Genomic DNA, 21,037 nt, shown 5'->3' with positions numbered 1-21,037 from the left:
GCAAAGAAGGTAGAGTTATGCCAAGTCCTAGCTATGATCCGATAATTCATATCGATGAGCAATTGTGTACCGGCTGCAAGCGGTGCGCCTTCGTTTGTCCGGTCGGCGCGATTCACGGCGATGCCGGGAGTCCCCAGACGATCGACGCCGACCGCTGCGTGATTTGCGGGCAATGTGTCCAGGTGTGTACCGCCTTTGCCGCAGACTATAGCGAAGATTACGCCGCCGAATCGGCCGGGGAATCGGCGGGAAGCGGGCTTGCCGGCGGGTTCGAGGCGCGGGAGCGGCTGGCGGCGAAACGGGCGCTCCGGGGAATGCCCGCCAGTGTGCGGGAGCCGCTGTTTGCCGCTTATTCCACCGGGCATGCGCTTGAGGTCCGGCAAATGCTGGGCCGTCCCGGGCTGCACAAGGTCGTACAGTGCGCGCCGGCCATTCGCGTGTCGCTGGCAGAGGAGTTCGGCCTTCCACTGGGGACGCTGACGCCGGGCAAAATGGCGGCCGCGCTGCGGCGGATCGGGTTCGACAGAATTTACGACACGAATTTTGGCGCCGATTTAACGGTGATGGAGGAAGGGACGGAGCTGATCCGGCGGGTGCTGGACGGGGAACGGCTGCCGATGTTCACCTCCTGCTGCCCGGCCTGGGTGAAGCACGCCGAGACGGCGGCTCCGGAGCTGCTCGATCATTTGTCCAGCTGCAAATCGCCGATGCAGATGGCCGGGGCATTGTTTAAAACCTACGGCGCCGAGCTGGCCGGGGTGAACCCGGCGGACATTTACAGCGTGGCGGTCATGCCCTGCACCTGCAAAAAATTTGAATGTGCCCGTCCGGAGATGCAGGCCAGCGGATACCGCGACGTGGACGTGGTCATTACAACCCGTGAATTGGCCTATCTTATTAAAGACCGGGGGATCGATTTTGCCGCTTTGCCCGACGAACCGTTCGACGCTCCGCTTGGGGAATATTCGGGCGCAGGGACGATTTTCGGCGTGACCGGCGGCGTCATGGAAGCCGCGATCCGCACCGGGTACGAGCTGCTGACGCAGCAGGAAATTCCCCGGCTGCAGCTCGATTTCGTGCGCGGCGAGGAAGGCATTCGCACCGCGGACGTGCAGGTTGGCGAACTGGAGCTCAAAGTGGCGGTGGTCGCCGGACTGCAGCATGTCGGTCCCGTACTGCGGGCGGTGGCGGACGGGACTTGCCCGTATCATTTCATCGAAGTGATGGCTTGTCCGGCGGGCTGCATCAGCGGCGGGGGACAGCCGAAGCTGTTGACGGAGCAAATGCGCGAGCTTGCTATCCGGGCCCGGAAAAGCGCGGTTTACCGGCATGATGCCGGGCTGCCTGTACGCAAAGCGCATGAAAACCCGGGGATCAAAAAACTGTACGAAGATGTTTTGGGCGAGCCGCTGGGCAGCGTTTCGCACCATTTGCTGCATACCCATTTCAAGTCCCGGCGAAAGCCCGAGGAAGTAAGCCTTAAAGAGGAGGTCAAACTATGAACAGCTTTGTGCTTGCCGATCCCGATAAATGCATCGGCTGCCATACTTGCGAAGCGGCCTGCGCGGTGGCTCATTCGGACCAGGATTTTTTTCGGCAAACGCCCGGAGAGACGGAGTTCTACCCCCGGCTTACCGTTGTGAAGACGGAAAATATAACGGCTCCCGTGCAATGCCGGCATTGCGAGGATGCGCCGTGCGCCAATGTGTGCCCGAACGGCTCGATCACCAGCAGCGGCGACGGTATTTGCATCAATCAAGACACCTGTATTGGCTGCAAAACCTGCATGCTGGCTTGCCCGTACGGAGCGATCGAGATGGTGCCTTTGTATCGCGATGGAGAGAAACAGCTGCAGGCGGGGTTGCGCTATAACGCGGCTGGAGCTTGGATTCCCAAGGAAAAAATCGTGGCCAGCAAATGCGATCTGTGCGAGGGCACCCCCGGCGGGCCGGCCTGTGTAAGCGTCTGTCCGACCAATGCGCTGCAGCTTATCGTTCCCGCCCGCGTGCAGGTATCCGTCGCCGAAAAACGCGCGGCCACGGCTCAGGCCTTGCAGCTGTTTGGCGGGGTCGCCCGCTAGCCATAAAACAGTTGAAGCGGTATCAGGATAGCGGCAGAAAAGTGTGAAAAAAAATCTAAACGGTTGTGAACGGCGCTATCCGGGTAAAAACGAGCGGATACAAAATGTAACGGTTGCCCGCGAGCCTATTTCCCGTTTTATGTCACTATCGTTGCATTAAATCTAGTCACACCAATATTCTAACGGTTGCCACAAGCGTTATTTGTGCCAAAAACGTGGATTTCAAACTGTAACGGCTGCCATAGCGCTTATTACACTGAAATCCGGCTGTTTGGCTTGGATTCAGGCAATAACGACGCTTACAACCGTTAGAATTTAGAAAAGGTCTTTTTTCGAAAAATAGGCGCTGCTACAACCGTTAGAAAAGAAATCACTGCTTTTTCGCCCGAACAAGCGAGGGTGGCAACCGTTAGCGTAGAAAAAGCTAGGTATATAGTTAGAGCCACAACAGGGTTTAGCAGTAACCTCCCCATGATCTAAAACGCCCTCAGAGCCGGTAAAAAAACAAAACGCCTGCGGAATGCGATACTTCCGCAGGCGTTTTTGCAATGCGTCAAAATCTCAAATCCCTTTCGCCGTTACGAACTCGCTCCAGCCGCTTCACCGTCAGCTTGCGCGTCGATTCGCGGGGGATGCGTTCGAGATTTTCCGCAATCGTCCGTTCTCCGAGCTCGCGCATTTCTTCGTCCGCATAATCCAGCAAATATTCCTGGAAGGTAAGCAGGGAGTTGGGCTGGCAGATGTTATGGATCTGCCCGGACTTGGCGAGCTGCATAAACCGGTCGCCTGTCCGGCCCTCGCGATAGCAGGCGGTGCAGTAGCTGGGCACGTAGCCGTCCTGGCATAAGCACTTGATGATTTCCTGCGGCGAACGATGGTCTCCGACCTGAAACTGCGGGTTGTCGTCCTTGTCCTTGTTGACCGCGTATCCGCCGACACCGGTGGCGGAACCCGCACTGATTTGGGAGATGCCGAGTTTAATGATTTCATCCCGCAGCTCCGGGTCCTCGCGCGTGGACAGGATCATGCCGGTATAAGGCACCGCCAGACGCAATACGGCGACCACTTTCATGAAATCCCGGTCGCTGACAAGGTAAGGGTAGTTGTCGAGGTGGACATTTTCCGCCGCGCGCAGACGCGGAACGGAAATGGTGTGCGGACCGCAGCCGAAGGTTTCCTCCAGATGCTCGGCATGCTTCAGCATGGCGACCGTTTCGTAATGATAGTCGTAAAGACCGTAAAGCACGCCGATGCCGACATCGTCGATTCCGGCGCGCATCGCTCTGTCCATGGCGGTGGTGTGCCAGTCGTAGTCCCTTTTGGGTCCGCGGGGATGGTAATGCTGGTAGCTGGGGCGATGGTAGGTTTCCTGAAACAAAATATAAGTGCCGATGCCGGCTCCCGCAAGCAGGCGGTATTCCTCCACCGTCGTGGCCGCGATGTTGACGTTGATCCGGCGGATGCTGCCGTTGCCCGTTTTGGTTGCGTAGGCGGTGTTGATGCAATCGAGGATATAGTCGATGTCGCAGTGGCGGGGATCTTCGCCGGCCTCGATCACGATGCGCTTGTGGCCCAGCGACTCCAGCACGCTCACTTCCTTGGCGATCTCCTCCATAGTCAGGCGATGGCGCTCAAACTCGGTGTTGGAATGCTTGTATCCGCAATAAACGCAGTGATTGACGCAGTAGTCGCTGACATAAAGCGGGGCAAACAGTACGATCCGGTTGCCGTAAATCCGCTCCTTAATCTGTCTGGAAGCCGCGAACAACCGCTGCATAATGCCGTCGTCGTCAACGTATAACAGAACGGCCGCTTCCAGGGCGGTCAGCCCCTTGCAGTCCATCGCTTTTTCCAATATCGCCTCAACCATGCCGTGGTCATTCGCCGCCTTCTTTCCGTAGTCCAATGCCGCGGCAATCTCCTCATCCTGAATAAAACGGGCAGGTTCGCTTTCGGTAACTCGACTCATGTTGATCCACTCCTTTTGAAATATTTGTATAGAGTTAGCTAGTAAAAATCAGTTCAAACCGCGCCGGACAGCGATTTCAGGCTGTCGCCGCGGCCCATGTCGACCTCCAGGCCAACGGAGGCGATCCGCCGTTCCAAGCAAAAACGGCACTGCGCGGATTCGTCGCCCAGACAAATTTTGTTGTCGTAAAGGGCGTATTTCGGGCGTACGGCCAGCGGCGACAAATTCGGCATAACCACGTTGGCCCCGGCCTGCAGCGCCATTTCCCGGCCGTAAGGGTGAGCCGTTCCCATCGCGGTCGTGGCCGGAAGCAAGGCGGCCGGAAGCAAAAGCCGGGTCAGGGCGATCATGTCGAGCGTCGCTTCCAGCGTCCCGGCCGGGTAATCCTTCAGCGGCGTCGCATGATGGGGCAGGAACGGGCCGATTCCGACCATATCGGGGTCAAGCCGTTTGAGATACAGCAGATCCTCGGCCAAATCCTCAGGCGTCTGCCCGGGCAAGCCGACCATGAACCCGGCTCCCACCTGGTAGCCGATCCGCTGCAACGCTGCCAGCCGATCCCGCCGGTTCTCAAACGACATGGTCGGATGCAGGGCCCGATACAGGCGGGAAGAGGCGGTTTCGTGGCGCAGCAAAAACCGGTCGGCTCCGGCGGCAAACAGGCGGGCGTAGGTCTCGTCGTCCCGTTCCCCGATCGACAGGGTGACCGCCGTATCCGGGAACCGCCGTTTAATCCCGCTGACGAGGCGAACCAGCCGCTCCGCCGTGTACCAGTCGTCTTCCCCGCTCTGCAGCACAAATGTCCGATAGCCAAGTTCGTACCCTTCCCGGCAGCAATCCGCAATTTCTTCCGGGGTCAGCCGATAGCGCTCAAGCGACCGGTTTGCGGAACGAAGTCCGCAATACAGGCAGTTTTGTTTGCATATATTCGAAAATTCAATCAGTCCGCGCAAATATACTTTGGTCCCGTACATGCCGAGCCGTTTTCGGTGCGCAAGCGCGCGCAGCTGTTCCCGGGTCTCCGGGTTCAGATGGCGCAGAACGACGAGCAGCTCTTGACGGTTTAAAGAAGCCTCGGCATACAGACGGTCCAATAACGCTCCGACTTGGGGTGAATGGATTCGCTTCGTTGCGGTTTCCTCCAATCCTGAAAATCAATAACTTGATCGGCTTGTTATAAGCTGAATAAAAGATTGTACGGATTAGGGTAGCCGGGTGAAATGTGCTTACGATCGCTGTTGTTCCCGGATTTCTAGGTTTAAGTAGATTCATACAAGGCAGAAATCCGCTCACAAAGGCGACCAGGCATATGCTTCCGATGCAGCTTTCTTACGGAAAGCTTTTAGTTTCTTCAGGATCATTTCCCCTAGGTTCAATATTCTAAAGCGCTACTCCTTAGAATATTGAACCCTCCTGCCTGCTCCCGCTCTATTCTTTAGTTCAACTTAGGTATTCCGTTTTTCCCGATTCCAAAGATGCAATCAATGCAGCGGCGATTCCGGGCCGCACCCGCTGATCCGCTCCGGATGGGTATATACGTTGCAGGAATGACCGCGGATAAACCCGACCGTCGTGATCCCGAGGTGCTCGGCGAGCTCCAGGGCCAGCGCCGTGGGGGCGGATTTGGATAAAACGACCGCGCAGCCGATCTTCGCCGCCTTGAGCAGGATTTCCGAGGAAATCCTGCCGCTGAAGGCGATGATTTGCCCGTCCGGACTCATGCCATGCCTCAGGCGGTGGCCGTAAATTTTATCGAGCGCGTTATGGCGCCCGATGTCGCTGCGGGCGAGCAGGATCCCGCCGGCATCGCAGAGGGCCGCGCTGTGTACGCCGCCGGTACGGTGAAACAATTCGGCCCCCCGCTGCAGCTCGTCCATAAGCCGAAAACAGTCGGCAAAACTAAGCTGCACCTGCCGGTCCAGCAAAACCTTGGCCGTCCGCGCGTCGTTGACGTACACAAACCCGTGCCGGCTCGCCCCGCAGCACGAAGTGACGTAACGCTTGGCGAACAGCTGGCGGTGCAAGGGGTTCCACTCTTTTAACGTCACATGAACGAAGCCGCCCGCCTCCTCAAGCCACAATTCCATGATGTCGTCCATGCGTTCGATAATGCCTTCCGATGCCAGATAACCGATCACCAAGTCTTCGATGTATTCCGGCGTGCAGACGAGGGTCACGAATTCCTCGCCATTGATTTTGAGCGTAACCGGCTGTTCGGATACGACGGTATCTTCCGCCGCAGTGACGGTCCCGTCGCGGTAACGTATGATGGCTTCCGTGTGCTGGGGATTCCAGTTCATTTTCACATCACCCTTGTTTTGATAGGAATCTTGTTTATGGATGCAATAGAAAAATATTGAAAAATATTGCTTCTTACATGCTCCCACTTTGGAAGCAAAATTGTCAATCTAGTTTGTTACATTTTGCACAAATCAGCTTTGGGGACCGATGATGAAGCAGCGGGAAAACAGTGGACAGCCTCTATGATGCGCCCGGTTTTTATGGTAACTTCAAAGAGCCAAGCTGATTGGGGAGGGGGAGGCGCCAAGATGAAGGACAAGCTGGGAAATCTGCCGTCATCGCCGGGAGTCTACTTGATGAAAGACGGGAACGGGGGGATTTTGTACGTCGGCAAGTCAAAAAATTTGCAGCAGCGGGTCCGGTCTTATTTTTATCCTTCCGCACCCCATTCCAATAAAATCAAAAGGCTGGTCAACAACGTCAAGGACCTGGAAATACGGGTGACCGATACCGAATTCGAAGCGTTAATGCTGGAATGCCGGTTAATTCGCGAATGGAAGCCGGTATACAACAAAAAAATGAAAAACCCGCTCGCTTATGTTTATATCGCCATCCGGCCGGGAAACGGCTTCCGCCGCATTGAAGTCACCCATCATCCGGGCAGCGGGGAGGCCGGGGAGGTGTGGTTCGGCCCCTATACGGCCAGCAAAAACACCGTTCTGGAGGCGGTCCGGGAGATTCAGGAGTGTCTGCAAATCGCCTGCGCCCGGTCTTCCGTCGGCCAAGCCCCCTGCTTGAATTATTCGCTTGGGTTATGCCGGGGCATGTGCCTCGGAGGTGAAGCGGTCCGGGAATACGAGCGGATTGTCGACCGCTTCATCGCCCTGCTGGCGGGAAGCGACCGCAGTATATACGAGGTTATGGAACAAGAGATGGCGGCGGCGGCCGAACGGTATGATTTTGAAGCCGCGGCCAGGTACAGGGATTCGCTTCAAGCGGTAAGCCTGCTGTTGAATAAGGAAAAAATGATCCAATTCACCGTGCAAAACCGCAGCCTCGCCATCGTTGAAGCGTTGGACGATCAGACGTTCAAGCTGTTTCTGGTGAAGCGGAATCGCGTGCTTTTCAGGGAAAAGTATCATGTTGCCGATACGGCGGCAGAGCAACTGCGGGCCGAGATCACGGAGGCGATGCTCGGCTGCTTCGGAGCGGAGAAGACGCGGCCCTCCAGCGCGCTTGCCCGCGATGAAATCGATGAAGCGCAGATCATTTACAGCTATCTGCAGAGCAGCGCCTGCCGGCATCTGACCGTTCCGGAGGAATGGATCGAAGCGCGGGACCGTTTGCGGATCGCCTCGGCATTGGACAATATTCTCCCTCGCCCTTGAGAACCGTCTGGAATCGGGGAAGTCCGCCATGCCCGGTTTGGGCCGGGAACGATAAGCTTTAGTCTTAGTCTCCTGCACAGCGCCTTCTTTGGAGCCGGTTAAATCCAAAAGGAGGCGTTATTTTTTTCTTCGGGAAAAAATGAACCGGTGCCAAACAGGGTTCGCCTATATATCGAGATCAACTTTAGGAAGTGATAAATGATGCAAGAGGAACAAGAGTGGATAGAGCGCTGCAGGAACGGCGATCGGGAGGCGTTTTACAAGCTGGTCGAACCGCTGCTGGACCGGGTATACAGCGCGTCCGCCGCGATATTGCGCTCGTCGCATCTGGCGGAAGATGCCGTCCAGAACGCCTTGATCGAGGCTTACAGGGCCATTATGAACGGCAAGGAAATCCGCAATTTTACCGGCTGGTTCAAGCATCTGTGCGCCATGAGAGCGATCGATCTGGCGCGGAAGCGTTCGCGGCTGAACAGGATGACGGAGGGGTTGGAGCATTTGGAGCCAGTGGATCAGGGGGCGCAGCCGATCGACGCCCTATTGAAAAAAGAGGAACAGCACAGCCTGCTCTCCCAGGTGATGTCGCTGGACATTCAACATCGTTCGGTGGTCCTGCTTTTTTACTATCAGGAAATGTCCATCGAGGAGATTGCGGCCACGCTCGGCGTGAAGGAAGGAACGGTAAAATCCCGGCTCCATCGCGCCCGGCACAAACTGCTCAAGCTTTATCAATCTAACGGAAACAGGAAGGTGATGATGAATGCCGGATACAAAGATTGAAATGAATTTGAAAAGTGAGATGACGTGGTCGCTGAACCAGTTAACGGCCCCAGAATCGCTGAGGGATTTTGCCCGGAATATCGCGTTACATAGTGAGAACAACAAGGTGCCCTCCCTTCCGAAAAAAAGAAAGCCTTTATTTATTGGGTTAGCCGCAGGGGCGGCCGCCGTTTCAATCTTGTTCGTTTCGGCGGAGATATCTCCGGCGTTTGCCAGCATGCTCAAGCAAATCCCCGGCATTTCGGTCGCCGCCGACTGGCTGGACGCAATCCGCAGCCAGGACGGGGTAGAAAACGCCGCCGCTCATAAGTACACTCCCTTTGAACCGGTGATTCAGCAGTTCGGGGATATGAAGGTAAGCCTGGCGGACGTCTATCTGACCAGCGATAAACTGATGTACAAGGCGTTTATTCAAACGGATGGAATCAAAGACCATCTCGCCCAAAATCCCGATGGCAGCTTGACGCTCGACAGAACGGCCGACCATTATGCTGTACAAAACTTGGACTTCGAGATGATTGAAGGGAGCGGCAGCGAGGACATTATCACCGATCAGGAAACGGGAGAGCCGATTTTGGTTATTTCGGAAATCATGGAACTGGACCCGGAAGAAGTTCAGGCGTTTCTCAAGGGAAATCCCGACACTTTAAGTTTTAAACTCTTTGTGGGCGATGACTCTTCAGGCCGTGAGGACCGGGAGTATGATATGAATGTACCGTTTGCCCCGTCCGAATTAGTGGAAGACTGGTTCATTCAGGCAAAACAGCAGATTAAGGTTGCTGGCGACCCGGATATCGGGGGATTGGTGCTGGACAATATCAAGATTACTCCTCTGAATACCTACGCCGAACTGCGGCTGGATAACAGCAAAGACTATAGGCTCGATCTTGATTTGGCCGGAGACGGAGGGCACGATGTCATACGATTAACGGATAATAACGGCAAGGTGTATCCCCTGGACACCTATCGGACCAAATATCAGCCCGTGAACGATAAGTTTCAGCCGGGCGTAATCGAGTTGACATTTAACTCCTCCCCGTTTTTTGACGAGACGGTGAACAGTTTGACGCTTCATGTCGACGCTGTGGAAATATCGGACTGGACGGGAAGCGATACGTTTACGCTAAGCTTGAACGAAGACCTGCCGAAACCGATCCGTTTTAAAGGCAAGGAAATGACGATTACGCAGGCGCGGTATGAAGACGGTTGGTTAAAGCTTAAAGTACTGCAAAAAGCGGAGAATCGCATGAGCATCCATTTTGAAATTCCTTCGTTGCGCCCGGATAAAGAGAAGTCCCCTGAGCTTTGGAAAGAGTATTACGGGGAAAAAGCGGACTTAAGAAAGGAACTGATTATTCCGTCCGAGGGGAAAGAGGAGTACGAATTGTCCTTTTTGGTCCCAAAACAGGATACCTACGAAATTCGCATGATGCGGGAGACGGATCCCGTTCCGGTGGATAAGACGCTTGAGATTGATTTAGAGCCATGACGTAAAGGGCAGGCCGAGAAAAAAACGCCATAATTCACCGCCATATTCATAGAGCACGTGTTCAGCGGGGGGGGGGGGGGGAGAGGCTGCGACTAAATCCGCGCATCCGAAACACCGCCGGAGCAAGTTCTCCGGCGGTTTTCGCTTGCCGAAGGGGCAATGTGCAAAGAGTTTACCTCGTTTCCGGCAACGAATCATAAATCGCCCCGGTATATTTCGTAATAGCTTCATCATAATCCGGGTATGTAATCCCAAGGCTTTCCGCCACCGCTTTGGAGTATTTTCTAAACAGTTCGTAACAAGTAAACAAAGACCGCCACATTTCCGGATAACCGGTTCCGTTATAGGTTGACAGCAATGTTTCCCAATCTTCGCGCGGCAGATAGCGGTCGATAAATTTATAGTTTTTCCCTACGCTAAACGTATACCCGTGCACCGAGCCGATGTGCCAGGCCATCATCCGCAGCAAATTGGGCCGTGCGATTTCGTTCAAATGATCGATGGCAAACAGGATTTCTTGTCTCGCCAGCCCTTTGACGACATAGGTCGAAACCATCCAGAACTCGTTGCAGCAATCATCAAACTCCCTGGCGGTCGGCTTTTTAAGCCAATATCCGCGGTCGGTTGCGGTCGCTTCATTTTTGACGAGACGGTCTTTATCAAGCAATACCTTCACCAAACCGTCGCTTTCGGCGAAATAAAGCTCCGACTCGTTCACGGGAATCAGGGTCAGATCCAGTTTGTTGCCATCCTCGAAAAGAATGATATAGGAGAACCAGTTGCCCAGTTCAGGGGGGAACAGCTCCATATCCTCGGGTTTTTGCATCATGATGCGCTTGCCGAAAACGCCGAGCCATTCATCGCTTTCCTTGAAAAAATCCATATCCGTAACAAAATAAGAAATGTCGAAATCCTGGAATGAATCGGGAGGAATGTTCACGTTGGTGCGCGACCCTTCCATAGTTACCAAGCGGATTCTATCCTCTTTCGCGGCGAAATCCAAAAACAGGTTCATCATTTCCTGCTCGCTTCTCAATGCATAGCCCTCCGTTCAGGCTTAGATCTTTTATTCTAAAAAATTTGAAGCCTATCCGTTTATTCGATATTGCTATATTTCATGTTGTTCTGTCAACATATGGGGATTGAAGGTTAAAGCTTTATTTAGGGGTGGCGCTAAAAAAAATTTCATTGTACAGGAAACACTTTCTGAATTTTTCTAACACTTTACAATCATACCGCGCGTTTTTAAATAGCTGGAGATAGTCATTTTCATTGCGAATGTAGTTCCCGTCGTCATATCGCTTCATAAACCAATTATTGAATTTATTTTTTTGACATAAATAAGGTTCAATAACGGCCATGTTGCCGCTCGGCTTCAAAACTCTGCGGAACTCATATAAATAGTAGGTAATGAGCTCGTTCGGAATATGGTGAAGAACCGCGATAATCAATATGAGATCCACCGTTTGATCAGGCAGCGGGATTTGCTTTCCGTCAAATACGACAAAAGTGTGGTTTGGAAACAACCGTTTGGCAAAGCCGATTCTCCGCCTATCAAGATCGATTCCGCAATAATGCTCAGCCTGACTTATGCAACAGTTCGCCCCGGTTCCGCAGCCAAAATCAAGAACCATTTTATTTTCCAAGGAGAAACGGTCTCGAATATGGTTGTGAATATATTTTTCGGTAAACCATCTGGGGCGTACGATGAAGTGATACAATCGCGGGGTCAAATACATAAAGCTGTACACACCTATCTTTTTAAATTTGACGGACTAAGAAAAATTGTTTCCGAGCCTAAGCCTAATTATGAATGTCAAAAATTTCTTAGGCCCGATGCAAACAGAACGAAACTATGTAAAAAAGGACAGGCGGCAGCGCAGCTGCAGTTCCTGTCCCGGTTTTGCCGGATTAGTCGGTAAATATATGATTGCCTATGGTAACGTTTTGCGGACGTGTCCAAATCCAGGCGCTTGTCGCTGTTTTCGGATTAAAATAAAACAGCGAATTGTAGGTCGGGTCCCATCCGCGGACGGCATCCTGCGCAGCCAGATAAGCCGTTTTGTCCGGCTTAAGCCAGAACTGTCCGTCATCTACGGCCGTAAACGCACCGCGCTGGAACACGACATCCCGTATATTGTCGGGAAACCGATCGGATTGAATCCGATTCATCACAACAGCGCCGACAGCTACCTGACCCACGTACGGTTCTCCCCTGGCTTCACTGTAGATCACCCTAGCCAGAATATCCATCTCGCTTTGATTCAGCGAGTATTTTTTGAGCGCCCGCCAGGTTTGCGGACCGGCCTTCCCATCAATCTGGAGCCCGTAATTTCGCTGGAAGCTTTGTACCGCAGCCTTCGTGTGAGTCCCATAAAAGCCGGTCAACTGCTGGTTAAACAAACCAAGCGCCTTCAGCCGGTATTGGAGATCCCATACATCGCCGCCGGTACTGCCCGCTTGCAGCGTGCTGGCCGCAGCCTGCGTGGTTTCGCCGTAGAATCCAAATCCGAAGGTTATGACCATAACGAATATCAGTCCCCGGAATAACTTCACGGCGGATCACCTCCTTCCATGGTATCCATTGTATGGTGGGGGGAGAAAGGTGAACAACCCTCAACATTTGGCATGGAACACTTTACCGGGCGCTCTCGAATTTTCGCGGCTTGACTGAATCAAATGCAAAAGCCGAAAGTGCATTTGATTTTTTACGATCTGCCATTTTAGCGCGATTGAAATGCAAAAATGCATCTCATCCGGGGCGATTTAATAAAAAGTATCTATATAACCGGATATGAACTGCACTTTTGCATTTAACAAGTTATCTTCGAGTAATTTCGACGAAAATCGCATGCTCTGTTGCATTTCACGAGACTCGGAATGCCGCTCTGCTATGGCGAAGGGAGCGATATCGGCGGGCAGGAGACCCGGACCGGCAAGCGGGTTAAACATCCGGTCGGGCACGAATCCGATCGAGGGCAAAGGTGAAGAACGATTGCCGGGACAAAAAGCGCAGGTATAAAATGAAGACAAATGAGAATCGATCATAATGAGGGGTTAAAGATGGGAAAAATCGGTTTGGTGTTGGGCGGCGGCGCGGTGCGCGGACTGGCTCACCTGGGCGTGTTGAAGGTGTTCGACAAGCACTGTATTCCGATCGACTGCATCGCCGGGACGAGCATGGGCGGAGCCATCGGGGGCTTGTATGCGGCCGGCATTTCTCCCGGGGACATCGAGGAGCTGATCCGGACGACACCGAAGTACCGTTTGATCGATTTGGGAATCAGGCGGCGGGGACTGATCGGAGGCGACAGCATTTACAACACGGTTCAAGGACTGATGAAACGGCATGGCAAAGAAGCGCTGCAAATCGAAGATTTCCCGATTCGCTTTAAAGCGGTCTCCGTCGATTTAATCACGGGAAAGCAGGTGATCATCGAGCGTGGGGACATTGGGCTGGCGCTTCGGGCCACGACGGCTTTTCCCGGGGTTTTTGCGCCCGTGATGGCAGAGGAGAAGATGCTGGTGGACGGCGGGGTCCTCAACAATTTGCCGGTGGAAGAGTTGAAGTCCGAGGGCTTGGACCTGATTATTGCCGTCGATGTGACCAGGGAGCATGAGCCGAAACTGCCCCGGAATATGGTGGAGGTCGTATACCGTTCCTACAGCCTGATGACGGCGGAGCGCAAGCGAACCAGCCTCCGCTTGGCGAACTGGGTGATCCGGCCCGAGGTAGGGCATATCGCCGCCTTCGATTTTTCCAAATCGCAGGAGTGTATTCGGGCGGGGGAAGCCGCGGCCGAGCGGATCATCGACGAATTGAGGGTGCATATTTAAGCTCGGAACCATCAACGGCGTTTGACAAAACAATCAGGCGTGCATCTTCATTCCAGGCTGCTTAAGAAACTCCAGCGATCTTCAGTGAAGATCATAAGAGCAAAAAATGACAAAAAATGTGCTTATTCCGGCGATATCCAATCATTTGCGAGAAATAGAGGCGATTTATGCCGCTATTTTCTCGGATTGCAAGAAAATGCCTGCATTCTGGACTATTCAAAGGACAATAAGGGCAAAAAATGTCGCTAATGGAGGTGACCATGCCTGGCTCCCGATAATAAGTGCATAAAGTTCTGCTATTTAGCAGGCCGGCGGTTAGTCTTGGCGGCTGGTCTTTCCGGCAGCCGGTTTTCCAGCGCCAATTTCTAGGTTGAGCCATATGCAGCGGGGCAAAACAACTGGGCGATCATGGGTTTTAGTTTTTTTTGCAATCCATAGTCTGAACTTTCTAAAAATAGTGCTAAAATAGATGTTATCAGTTTCCGCCAAGATTCGGGAGCTAGGAAGTTCAGCGAAAAGGAGCAACCCAACATGTCAAAGATCTTCAAAACTTTAACGATTGCCGGCAGTGATTCCAGCGGGGGCGCTGGAATTCAGGCCGATTTGAAAACATTCGAAGAGTACGGCACTTACGGTTTCAGCGCCTTGACGACAATCGTCACGATGGATCCGGACCAAGGCTGGCACCATAACGTCTATCCGGTGGAAGCCTCATTGGTGGCCGAGCAGCTCAAAACCGTGTATGCCGGAGGTCCCGTCGACGCGATGAAAACCGGAATGCTCGGCAGCGTACCGATTATCGAAGTCGTGGAGTCCTGCATCCGCAAGTACGATCAAAAAAATGTCGTCATCGACCCGGTGATGGTCTGCAAAGGCGAGGATGAAGTGCTGAATCCGGAAAGCGCGGACGCAATCCGCGATTTGCTGCTGCCGTTGGCGGCGGTGACGACGCCGAATTTGTTTGAAGCCGGGGTATTGTCCGGGCTGGGACGCCTTACCACGCTGGAGGAGATGAAGACGGCGGCTCAAGCGATTTACGAGCGCGGCGCTAAAAACGTCGTCATTAAAGGCGGCAAAGCGCTGGACGGGGAAATGGCGATCGACCTGTTCTATGACGGCAAGGAGTACACGGTTTTGGAGTCGCCGAAAATCGAACCGGCCTATAACCACGGGGCGGGCTGTACGTTTGCGGCAGCCATTACCGGCGGCCTGGCGAACGGCTTAACGGTCCAGGAAGCTGTGGCTAAAGCGAAAAAATTCGTCACCGCCGCCATCGCTTCCGGATATCGGTTTAATGAATATGTCGGACCGGTGTTCCATGCGGGGTACCGGCTGAACGGAGAGTAAGCCATGAAATTGATGTTCATTTCGGACGTCCACGGGTCCGCCCATTGGCTGGACCGGGCGCTGGAGAAGGCCGAGGAGGAGCGGCCGGACCAGCTTGTCATGCTGGGGGATTTCCTCTATCATGGCCCGCGGAACGCGCTCCCGGACGGCTACGATCCGCAGCGGGTCGCGGAGACGCTGAACCGGCACAAGCACAAAATCGCCGCCGTTCGCGGCAATTGCGACGCGGAAGTCGACCAGATGCTGCTGGAGTTTCCGATGATGGCGGACTACGCCATGATTTTGCATGAGGGCCGCCGCATTTATGCGACGCACGGTCACGGCTTTAATATCGAGCAACTGCCGCCGCTGGCCGAAAACGACGTGTTCATTCAAGGCCATACCCATATCCCTGTCGCCGACCGCAAAGGCGGGGTGTTTGTGCTGAATCCGGGATCGATCGCCTTGCCGAAGGATAACTATCCTCATTCCTACGGGATTCTTGCGGGCGATGAATTCCTTGTGAAGGATTTTGACGGCGGCACGGTGAAGGGAATCCGTCTGAAGTAGCAGTTTAAGCCGAGGGCGCCGGAAGGCGTCCTTTGCTTATTAGAGCCCCTGCTTATTAAAGCCTCTGCTTTATTAGGGCCTTTATATAGGGCCTCTTCAGTAATAACGGCATTCTATGGCCTTATTATCCGGATATGAGCATGTTCATCCCCATTAGCGGCATTTTTTGTACTTATTTTCTCATGGATAGTCCAGAACGCAGGCATTTTCTAGCGACCTGGGAGAATAACGACATAAATTGCCTCTATTTCTCTCAAAGCGGCTGATATCGCAGGAATAACGCCCTTTTTGCCCTTAAGTTTTCCAACTGAAAATTTTAAATCGAAAGAAATACCAAATTGATACCAAAATGAAATTGGCCTGCGGGTGAAAAATATGGTAAGCTTAAATTACCTGCTATTAAATTTTAATAGAAAGCTTGTCACCAATTCCAGTCTTTAAGCGGCAGGGTAATAAAAGGGAAAAGGAGAATGTTAGAAACAATGAAGTTAAACAAGAAAATGATCGGCATCGTAGCTCTATCATCCGTACTGATTTCCGGGACGCTGCTTACCAATGACGCTTTTGCGGCGAATGCCACGAAAACATTGAAGGCGGTCTATAGCAATATTAAACTTGTATATAATGGTCAAACAATTTCGTCCAGCTCCGGTCAGGAACCTTTTATGGTTAACGGAACCACCTATGTACCGATCCGGATGGCGGGTGAAGCGCTCGGGAAATCGTTAGTCTGGGACGGCACGAATAAGATCGTTAACATTTCAGATACGTCTTCTTCGGATGCACAGGTTATCGAGATGCTTCGCAATCAAATTACGGATTTAAACAACCAGTTAAACAGTGTGAAAAATGAATTAACCACGGCGAATTCGACGATTGCGTCGAAGGATTCCACGATTACTTCCTTGCAGTCCGAAATCAATTCGCTGAAGAAGGATGGCAATAACGGCAGCCTGAGCAGATTGGAAGACGACCTCAACGATGATCACGAGGATGATTACAGTTTGGATGCCTCGATTTCTTTGTCGGGGGATAAAGATGACATTAGCATAACGATCAAGGTGGATGAAAGCACATGGAATAATCTGTCTTCTTCAAGACAGAAAACGTTCCTGCAGGACATCTCTGACGATATTAGACGTGAATTCAGGGATGCGAAGATCGACGGAACCGTGAAAAACAAAAAATCTTCCAAACTGACGACATTCTCCGTCAGCCGCTCGGGAACGCTTTCTATAGGAAGCAGCAGCAGCAGCGTGCCAAGCCAATCTACAATGCTTAGTCAATTGAGGAGAGATTACTCGACCTATCGCGGTATTCCGTTATCGATCCAACTGGATGTTGATAAGGATCGCGAAGAAGTTAGGGTGGAAGTTTACATCGTTAAGAAAGACTGGGATGACCTCTCTTCATCTTATCAGACAAAGATTCTGTCCAGCATGCTGAACGATCTGGAGCGTGAATATCCCGATTATGATATCGAGGGTTATGTTTACGATGATAATACGAAGTCAAGATTGGACAGACAAACAAGATAAATCGTGCGCTTTAGTTTGGGCCGCTCCTTCCCTCAGGAAAGAGCGGCGTATTTTTTGTTTCAACAAAACAACGCAGTTCAGGCAAGGTTTACAACGGGCACGGTTTTAACATATTATGAGGCTATACAATAGAGGGAAGGATTGTGGGGATGGAGAACGCAAAACCTAAGCTGACAAAACCCGAAGCGATGATTTTTGACATGGACGGAACGTTGTTCAAGACAGAAACGCTGCTTGTTCCCGTATTTCACCAAGTGTTTGACCGGCTGCGCGAGGAGCGGCTGTATGAAGGAGAAACGCCCCCGGAGGAGCTGATTTTAAGCTGTCTCGGCATGCTGCTCCCGGAGATTTGGAAAAGAGTGCTGCCGGACCAAAGCGAGGAGGTGCGCCGGCGGGCCGACGAGCTGCTGCTCGAATTGGAGCTGGCCGGACTGAAGGAGCTCCCGTCCGAACTGTACCCGCAGGTGCGCGAAACTTTGACGCGGCTGAAAGAGCGGGGGGTCAGACTGTTTGTGGCCAGCAACGGACTGGAGCATTACGTAAAGGGCGTGGCCGACACGCACGGCATCCTTCCGTTGTTTGAAGGATTATACAGCGCCGGCGAATATCAGACGGCGTCTAAAGTGGATTTGGTCAAGCTGCTGCTGGACAACCACGCGATCCGCACCGCCTGGATGGTCGGCGATCGTTCCTCCGACGTGGAAGCGGGCAAGAAAAACGGGCAAACCGTCATCGGCTGCGCTTACGCTGGCTTCGGGAACGACCGGGAATTGGCGGGGGCCGACGCGTTGATCGGCGCCTTCAAGGAGCTGCTCGAATTATATGACGAAGCGGCGAATCACCAATAATTAGGCAAAGCAGATCTTGCTCCCTTAAGGGAAAAGGTCTGCTTTTTCTTTAAATCGACCATGGAATCTTTAATTTGTCCATTGTTGGAAGGGTTTTCATCATATAGAGTGAAAAGCGTAAACGACCAATCCGGATTGGGACAACATCATGATATGAAAACGGAGGGAAAATAATGATGGTGCATAGCGGAAGAAAAGCAATTGCCAAAATCACTTCGATCGCCGTGGTTTTAGCCGTGGTTGGCACGGGTTTTCCGCTTGAGGCGCAGGCGGGGGACACTTGGCCTTTTCAAGGGTCAAGCGCGCACGGGCAAAACCAGCCCAGCGTACACGGGTATACCAGCGGCCATATTATGAATTGGAGCCCGGAAACGGACCCTGGCGCCGAACTGCTCAGATCCCATGTGCCGCTGCAAAAAAGAATCGCCCCGTTCCCGGCTACCCAAGCCAATCCGGAGCTGAGCCCAAACGTTAAAATGATGAACGTGGCGGGGGATTATGGAAACGCTTTTATTGAAAATGCGCCGTACACGAACAAATTTGCCCAATATCATTTTAACTTTTGGCAGTACATCGATTATTACTCTTATTGGCACGGAACGGCGACGGCCTATACCCCGCCGGAATATTACGACGAACTGGCGCAAAAGGACTGGCAGCAAAAATGGTTTGAATTCGGCATGCTGAACATTCCGAATCCGACGTATACCGACGCGGCTCACAAAAACGGCGTGCTGTCGTTGGCGGGGATTTTCTTCTCCAACAACGACCGCGGGCAGCAGACGTATAGACAGATGATCGTCAAGGATGAACGCGGCAATTTTCCGGTGGCCGGCAAACTGATTGAAATGGCCGAATACTTCGGGTATGACGGGTATTTCATCAACCAGGAGGAAATCGGCCCCAATGTTGACACCAAGGATATTCCCGACTATATCGCCTTTATGAAAGCGCTGCAAAAAGGCGGGTTGTACGTTCAGTGGTATGACTCGCTCGATACCCGCACCGGTGCGAACACCTTTGCCAGAACGTTCAACGACAACAATATTTCGTTCCTGTACGACAAAAGCGATAGCAAACAGGTGGCGCAGTCCTTTTTCTTTGATTACGGCGTGGGCGCCGGCCAAATCACTGCGGCCAAAAACTATTTGAACAAGCTGAACGATTCCCAAGGGACGGACTTCGATATTTACGATGTTGGATTCGCCGGGCTTGAGGCCGGGCGCGACCGGTTTAAAAGCGTTCAGGGAACGGCGCTGAAAAATAAACTGAACAACGGCCTGCCGCTGCTTAGCATCGCCACGCTGGGCGCCGATTTCGTGCATGCCGGGCTCGACGAGGATATGAATCAAGCGTGGCCGGTCCGGCACCGGCAGGAAAACGAATACCAATGGATGACGAAAGTCCGCGAGCAATTGTGGTGGTCGGGGCCGAACATCGATCCGAAAAACACGCAGGTCTCCGATACCAACACGGCCGGCGACGTTTACGCGGACAACCGGTATTGGCCGGGCATGGCGTCCGTGATCGCCGAGCGTTCCGTCATCGAAGGCCCGAACTTCTATACGAATTTCAACACGGGACACGGGTTGTCCTATTATGCGGACGGCAAGGTGTCGAGCGCGGACGAGTGGTCCAACATGAGTCTGCAGGACGTTCCGGTGACCTGGCAGTGGTGGCAGGATACGGCCGGCAACAAGCTTACCGTCGATTTCGACTATGGCCCGGAATATAACTTCGCGGATACGGATCGTTACGACTATAAGCAAATCGGCGCCTACCAAGGCGGCAGCTCGCTGGTTGTGAGCGGCGATTTGAATGGGGAAAACTTCCTGCGGCTGTACAAAACGGATCTTGACGTAAATAAAAGCTCGAAGCTTTCGCTGACTTACAACAAAAGCTCGGCCAATGACGGTTCGACGATGTACGCCGGCCTGATCCTGGCCGACGATCCGGAGCACGTGGTGAAAATCGCCGTTCCGGACAGCGGGAAACGCACGAAAGACTGGGTCACGGCGGAGTTTGACCTTGGCGCTTACAGCGGTAAAGCGATCGCCGCTTTCGGCCTTGTGTTTGATCCGGGGAAAAAAGCGGTGGCTGACTACCAGGTCAACATCGGGCAAATCCGCATTGATGACGGTTCGGCGGTAAGGCCTTCCGCGCCGGAGGGGCTAGCGATTTCCGCAGCCTATCCGAATACCGGCGAGATGACCGTAAAATGGGAGCTGGACCCGGATTACTCCAAGGTTAAACAATACAATGTATACGTAAACGATGTCTATGTCGGCGGCAAATACGACGGCATCTATTACATCAAAAATTTGCCGGCGAAGTCGGGCACGGTCAAAGTCGCCGCCGTTGGCGCGGATGGACGGGAAGGGCAGGCCGCGAAAATCAACTTCAATCTGGCCCATTCGGTCTCGGATATCGCCGTTGATTCCCAGGAAAACGGCGATCTTCGGGTAACCTGGACCAATCCGAACAAGCCTGCGGGCGATATTACGGTCAGCGTGCAATCTCTAAACTGGATCACCACTCCGGAGCCCGTCTCCGCCAAAGCGACGGTTACGGAAGGCTCCACATCCGCGCTGTTTAGCGGTATGCCAATAAACGGAGACGATTATCTGGTGACGATTTCTTCGCAAGACGCCACGCCGGTTTCGATCAGCGGCCGGTTTATCGATAAAAAATCCGAGCCGTACGCTGAAGCTTGGTCATGGGACGGCGATAAACTGAATTTGCCGATGCCAAACACCAGAGATTGGCGTTACATGTACGTGTATGAGGACGGGGTTCTAAGGAAATTCCCGACAACCTACGGGGTGGGGGACAAGGACCGCATCATTCGCGGCAGGACGACCAAGGCTTGTCTCAGCTTCACCTCTGCGGCGAAGCAAGTGTACGTCGTGATGGAGGATTATGCCGGGAACCAATCGGCTCCGGTATACCTTAGAGGCGAGCAATCATAAAG

General features: G+C 53.0%; 17 protein-coding genes. 11 read left to right on the top strand and 6 right to left on the bottom strand.

Translation table 11 applies throughout. From position 1 onward, the window contains the following. The first annotated feature begins 17 nt into the window (after positions 1 to 17). Positions 18 to 1,502, top strand: coding sequence for a [FeFe] hydrogenase, group A (locus tag DYE26_RS13025; RefSeq protein WP_082207872.1), 1,485 nt, complete (start codon positions 18 to 20; stop codon positions 1,500 to 1,502). Next, positions 1,499 to 2,080, top strand: coding sequence for a 4Fe-4S dicluster domain-containing protein (locus tag DYE26_RS13020; protein ID WP_036624459.1), 582 nt, complete (start codon positions 1,499 to 1,501; stop codon positions 2,078 to 2,080). The genes DYE26_RS13025 and DYE26_RS13020 overlap by 4 nt, the downstream gene beginning before the upstream one ends. Before the next feature lie 553 nt (positions 2,081 to 2,633). Here DYE26_RS13020 and hydG read toward each other — a convergent pair. From hydG to fdhD, 3 genes are all read right to left on the bottom strand, one after another. Further along, a complete protein-coding gene (hydG, locus tag DYE26_RS13015) occupies positions 2,634 to 4,049 on the bottom strand; it encodes a [FeFe] hydrogenase H-cluster radical SAM maturase HydG (protein WP_036624456.1) in 1,416 nt (471 codons plus the stop codon). A 53-nt stretch (positions 4,050 to 4,102) separates the two neighbouring features. Further along, positions 4,103 to 5,134, bottom strand: a complete 1,032-nt coding sequence (hydE, locus tag DYE26_RS13010; protein WP_082208080.1) for a [FeFe] hydrogenase H-cluster radical SAM maturase HydE — start codon at positions 5,132 to 5,134, stop codon at positions 4,103 to 4,105. 396 nt (positions 5,135 to 5,530) lie between these two features. After that, complete coding sequence (gene fdhD / locus DYE26_RS13005) at positions 5,531 to 6,349, bottom strand: formate dehydrogenase accessory sulfurtransferase FdhD (protein WP_036624454.1); 819 nt, start codon at positions 6,347 to 6,349, stop codon at positions 5,531 to 5,533. A gap of 249 nt (positions 6,350 to 6,598) precedes the next feature. Here fdhD and DYE26_RS13000 point away from each other — a divergent pair, with 249 nt between their 5' ends. The 3 genes from DYE26_RS13000 (at position 6,599) to DYE26_RS12990 (ending at position 9,947) form a co-directional block, all read left to right on the top strand. Then, positions 6,599 to 7,678 (top strand): GIY-YIG nuclease family protein, encoded by a 1,080-nt coding sequence (locus DYE26_RS13000; protein WP_036624450.1) that lies wholly within the window; start codon positions 6,599 to 6,601, stop codon positions 7,676 to 7,678. A 201-nt stretch (positions 7,679 to 7,879) separates the two neighbouring features. After that, positions 7,880 to 8,458, top strand: a complete 579-nt coding sequence (locus tag DYE26_RS12995) for an RNA polymerase sigma factor (protein WP_036628502.1) — start codon at positions 7,880 to 7,882, stop codon at positions 8,456 to 8,458. After that, positions 8,439 to 9,947, top strand: a complete 1,509-nt coding sequence (locus tag DYE26_RS12990; protein ID WP_036624448.1) for a DUF4179 domain-containing protein — start codon at positions 8,439 to 8,441, stop codon at positions 9,945 to 9,947. Before DYE26_RS12995 ends, DYE26_RS12990 begins: the two co-directional genes overlap by 20 nt. A gap of 172 nt (positions 9,948 to 10,119) precedes the next feature. Here DYE26_RS12990 and ant(6) read toward each other — a convergent pair whose 3' ends face one another. The 3 genes from ant(6) to sleB form a co-directional block, all read right to left on the bottom strand. Continuing rightward, positions 10,120 to 10,983 (bottom strand): aminoglycoside 6-adenylyltransferase, encoded by an 864-nt coding sequence (gene ant(6), locus DYE26_RS12985; protein WP_036624446.1) that lies wholly within the window; start codon positions 10,981 to 10,983, stop codon positions 10,120 to 10,122. Between the two features lie 121 nt (positions 10,984 to 11,104). Then, the gene (locus DYE26_RS12980; protein ID WP_036624443.1) at positions 11,105 to 11,686 is read right to left on the bottom strand and encodes a class I SAM-dependent methyltransferase; all 582 of its coding nucleotides are present in this window, start codon (positions 11,684 to 11,686) and stop codon (positions 11,105 to 11,107) included. A 172-nt stretch (positions 11,687 to 11,858) separates the two neighbouring features. Beyond that, positions 11,859 to 12,473, bottom strand: coding sequence for a spore cortex-lytic enzyme (gene sleB / locus DYE26_RS12975; RefSeq protein ID WP_051985896.1), 615 nt, complete (start codon positions 12,471 to 12,473; stop codon positions 11,859 to 11,861). A 537-nt stretch (positions 12,474 to 13,010) separates the two neighbouring features. On the opposite strand from sleB, the gene DYE26_RS12970 reads away from it, so the two are divergent. The 6 genes from DYE26_RS12970 to DYE26_RS12945 all read left to right on the top strand — a co-directional run bounded on the left by DYE26_RS12970 (position 13,011) and on the right by DYE26_RS12945 (position 21,035). Continuing rightward, on the top strand, positions 13,011 to 13,784 hold the full coding sequence (locus DYE26_RS12970) for a patatin-like phospholipase family protein (RefSeq protein ID WP_036624440.1): 774 nt from the start codon (positions 13,011 to 13,013) through the stop codon (positions 13,782 to 13,784). A 531-nt stretch (positions 13,785 to 14,315) separates the two neighbouring features. After that, positions 14,316 to 15,131, top strand: a complete 816-nt coding sequence (gene thiD / locus DYE26_RS12965; RefSeq protein ID WP_036624439.1) for a bifunctional hydroxymethylpyrimidine kinase/phosphomethylpyrimidine kinase — start codon at positions 14,316 to 14,318, stop codon at positions 15,129 to 15,131. A 3-nt stretch (positions 15,132 to 15,134) separates the two neighbouring features. Further along, on the top strand, positions 15,135 to 15,680 hold the full coding sequence (yfcE, locus tag DYE26_RS12960) for a phosphodiesterase (RefSeq protein WP_036624437.1): 546 nt from the start codon (positions 15,135 to 15,137) through the stop codon (positions 15,678 to 15,680). Between the two features lie 482 nt (positions 15,681 to 16,162). Continuing rightward, complete coding sequence (locus DYE26_RS12955; protein ID WP_036624435.1) at positions 16,163 to 17,218, top strand: stalk domain-containing protein; 1,056 nt, start codon at positions 16,163 to 16,165, stop codon at positions 17,216 to 17,218. 149 nt (positions 17,219 to 17,367) lie between these two features. Next, the gene (locus DYE26_RS12950) at positions 17,368 to 18,066 is read left to right on the top strand and encodes an HAD family hydrolase (RefSeq protein WP_036624434.1); all 699 of its coding nucleotides are present in this window, start codon (positions 17,368 to 17,370) and stop codon (positions 18,064 to 18,066) included. Positions 18,067 to 18,239: 173 nt separating this feature from the next. Next, a complete protein-coding gene (locus DYE26_RS12945; RefSeq protein WP_164815272.1) occupies positions 18,240 to 21,035 on the top strand; it encodes an endo-beta-N-acetylglucosaminidase in 2,796 nt (931 codons plus the stop codon). Positions 21,036 to 21,037: the final 2 nt, after the last annotated feature.

The organism is Paenibacillus macerans (assembly GCF_900454495.1).
Taxonomy (GTDB): domain Bacteria; phylum Bacillota; class Bacilli; order Paenibacillales; family Paenibacillaceae; genus Fontibacillus; species Fontibacillus macerans.
The sequence above is the reverse complement of the archived record's forward strand: the minus strand, read 5'-3'. Positions and strand labels throughout refer to the sequence as shown.

Bases quoted from the DNA above. Each gene is read 5' to 3' on its own strand.
- DYE26_RS12950 (WP_036624434.1), top strand. From the start codon at position 17,368: ATGGAGAACGCAAAACCTAAGCTGACAAAACCCGAAGCGATGATTTTT.
- sleB (WP_051985896.1), bottom strand. From the start codon at position 12,473: ATGGTCATAACCTTCGGATTTGGATTCTACGGCGAAACCACGCAGGCT.
- yfcE (WP_036624437.1), top strand. From the start codon at position 15,135: ATGAAATTGATGTTCATTTCGGACGTCCACGGGTCCGCCCATTGGCTG.
- DYE26_RS13025 (WP_082207872.1), top strand. From the start codon at position 18: ATGCCAAGTCCTAGCTATGATCCGATAATTCATATCGATGAGCAATTG.
- fdhD (WP_036624454.1), bottom strand. From the start codon at position 6,349: ATGAACTGGAATCCCCAGCACACGGAAGCCATCATACGTTACCGCGAC.
- hydG (WP_036624456.1), bottom strand. From the start codon at position 4,049: ATGAGTCGAGTTACCGAAAGCGAACCTGCCCGTTTTATTCAGGATGAG.
- DYE26_RS12980 (WP_036624443.1), bottom strand. From the start codon at position 11,686: ATGTATTTGACCCCGCGATTGTATCACTTCATCGTACGCCCCAGATGG.
- DYE26_RS12955 (WP_036624435.1), top strand. From the start codon at position 16,163: ATGAAGTTAAACAAGAAAATGATCGGCATCGTAGCTCTATCATCCGTA.
- thiD (WP_036624439.1), top strand. From the start codon at position 14,316: ATGTCAAAGATCTTCAAAACTTTAACGATTGCCGGCAGTGATTCCAGC.
- DYE26_RS12990 (WP_036624448.1), top strand. From the start codon at position 8,439: ATGCCGGATACAAAGATTGAAATGAATTTGAAAAGTGAGATGACGTGG.
- DYE26_RS12945 (WP_164815272.1), top strand. From the start codon at position 18,240: ATGATGGTGCATAGCGGAAGAAAAGCAATTGCCAAAATCACTTCGATC.
- DYE26_RS12995 (WP_036628502.1), top strand. From the start codon at position 7,880: ATGCAAGAGGAACAAGAGTGGATAGAGCGCTGCAGGAACGGCGATCGG.
- DYE26_RS12970 (WP_036624440.1), top strand. From the start codon at position 13,011: ATGGGAAAAATCGGTTTGGTGTTGGGCGGCGGCGCGGTGCGCGGACTG.
- DYE26_RS13000 (WP_036624450.1), top strand. From the start codon at position 6,599: ATGAAGGACAAGCTGGGAAATCTGCCGTCATCGCCGGGAGTCTACTTG.
- DYE26_RS13020 (WP_036624459.1), top strand. From the start codon at position 1,499: ATGAACAGCTTTGTGCTTGCCGATCCCGATAAATGCATCGGCTGCCAT.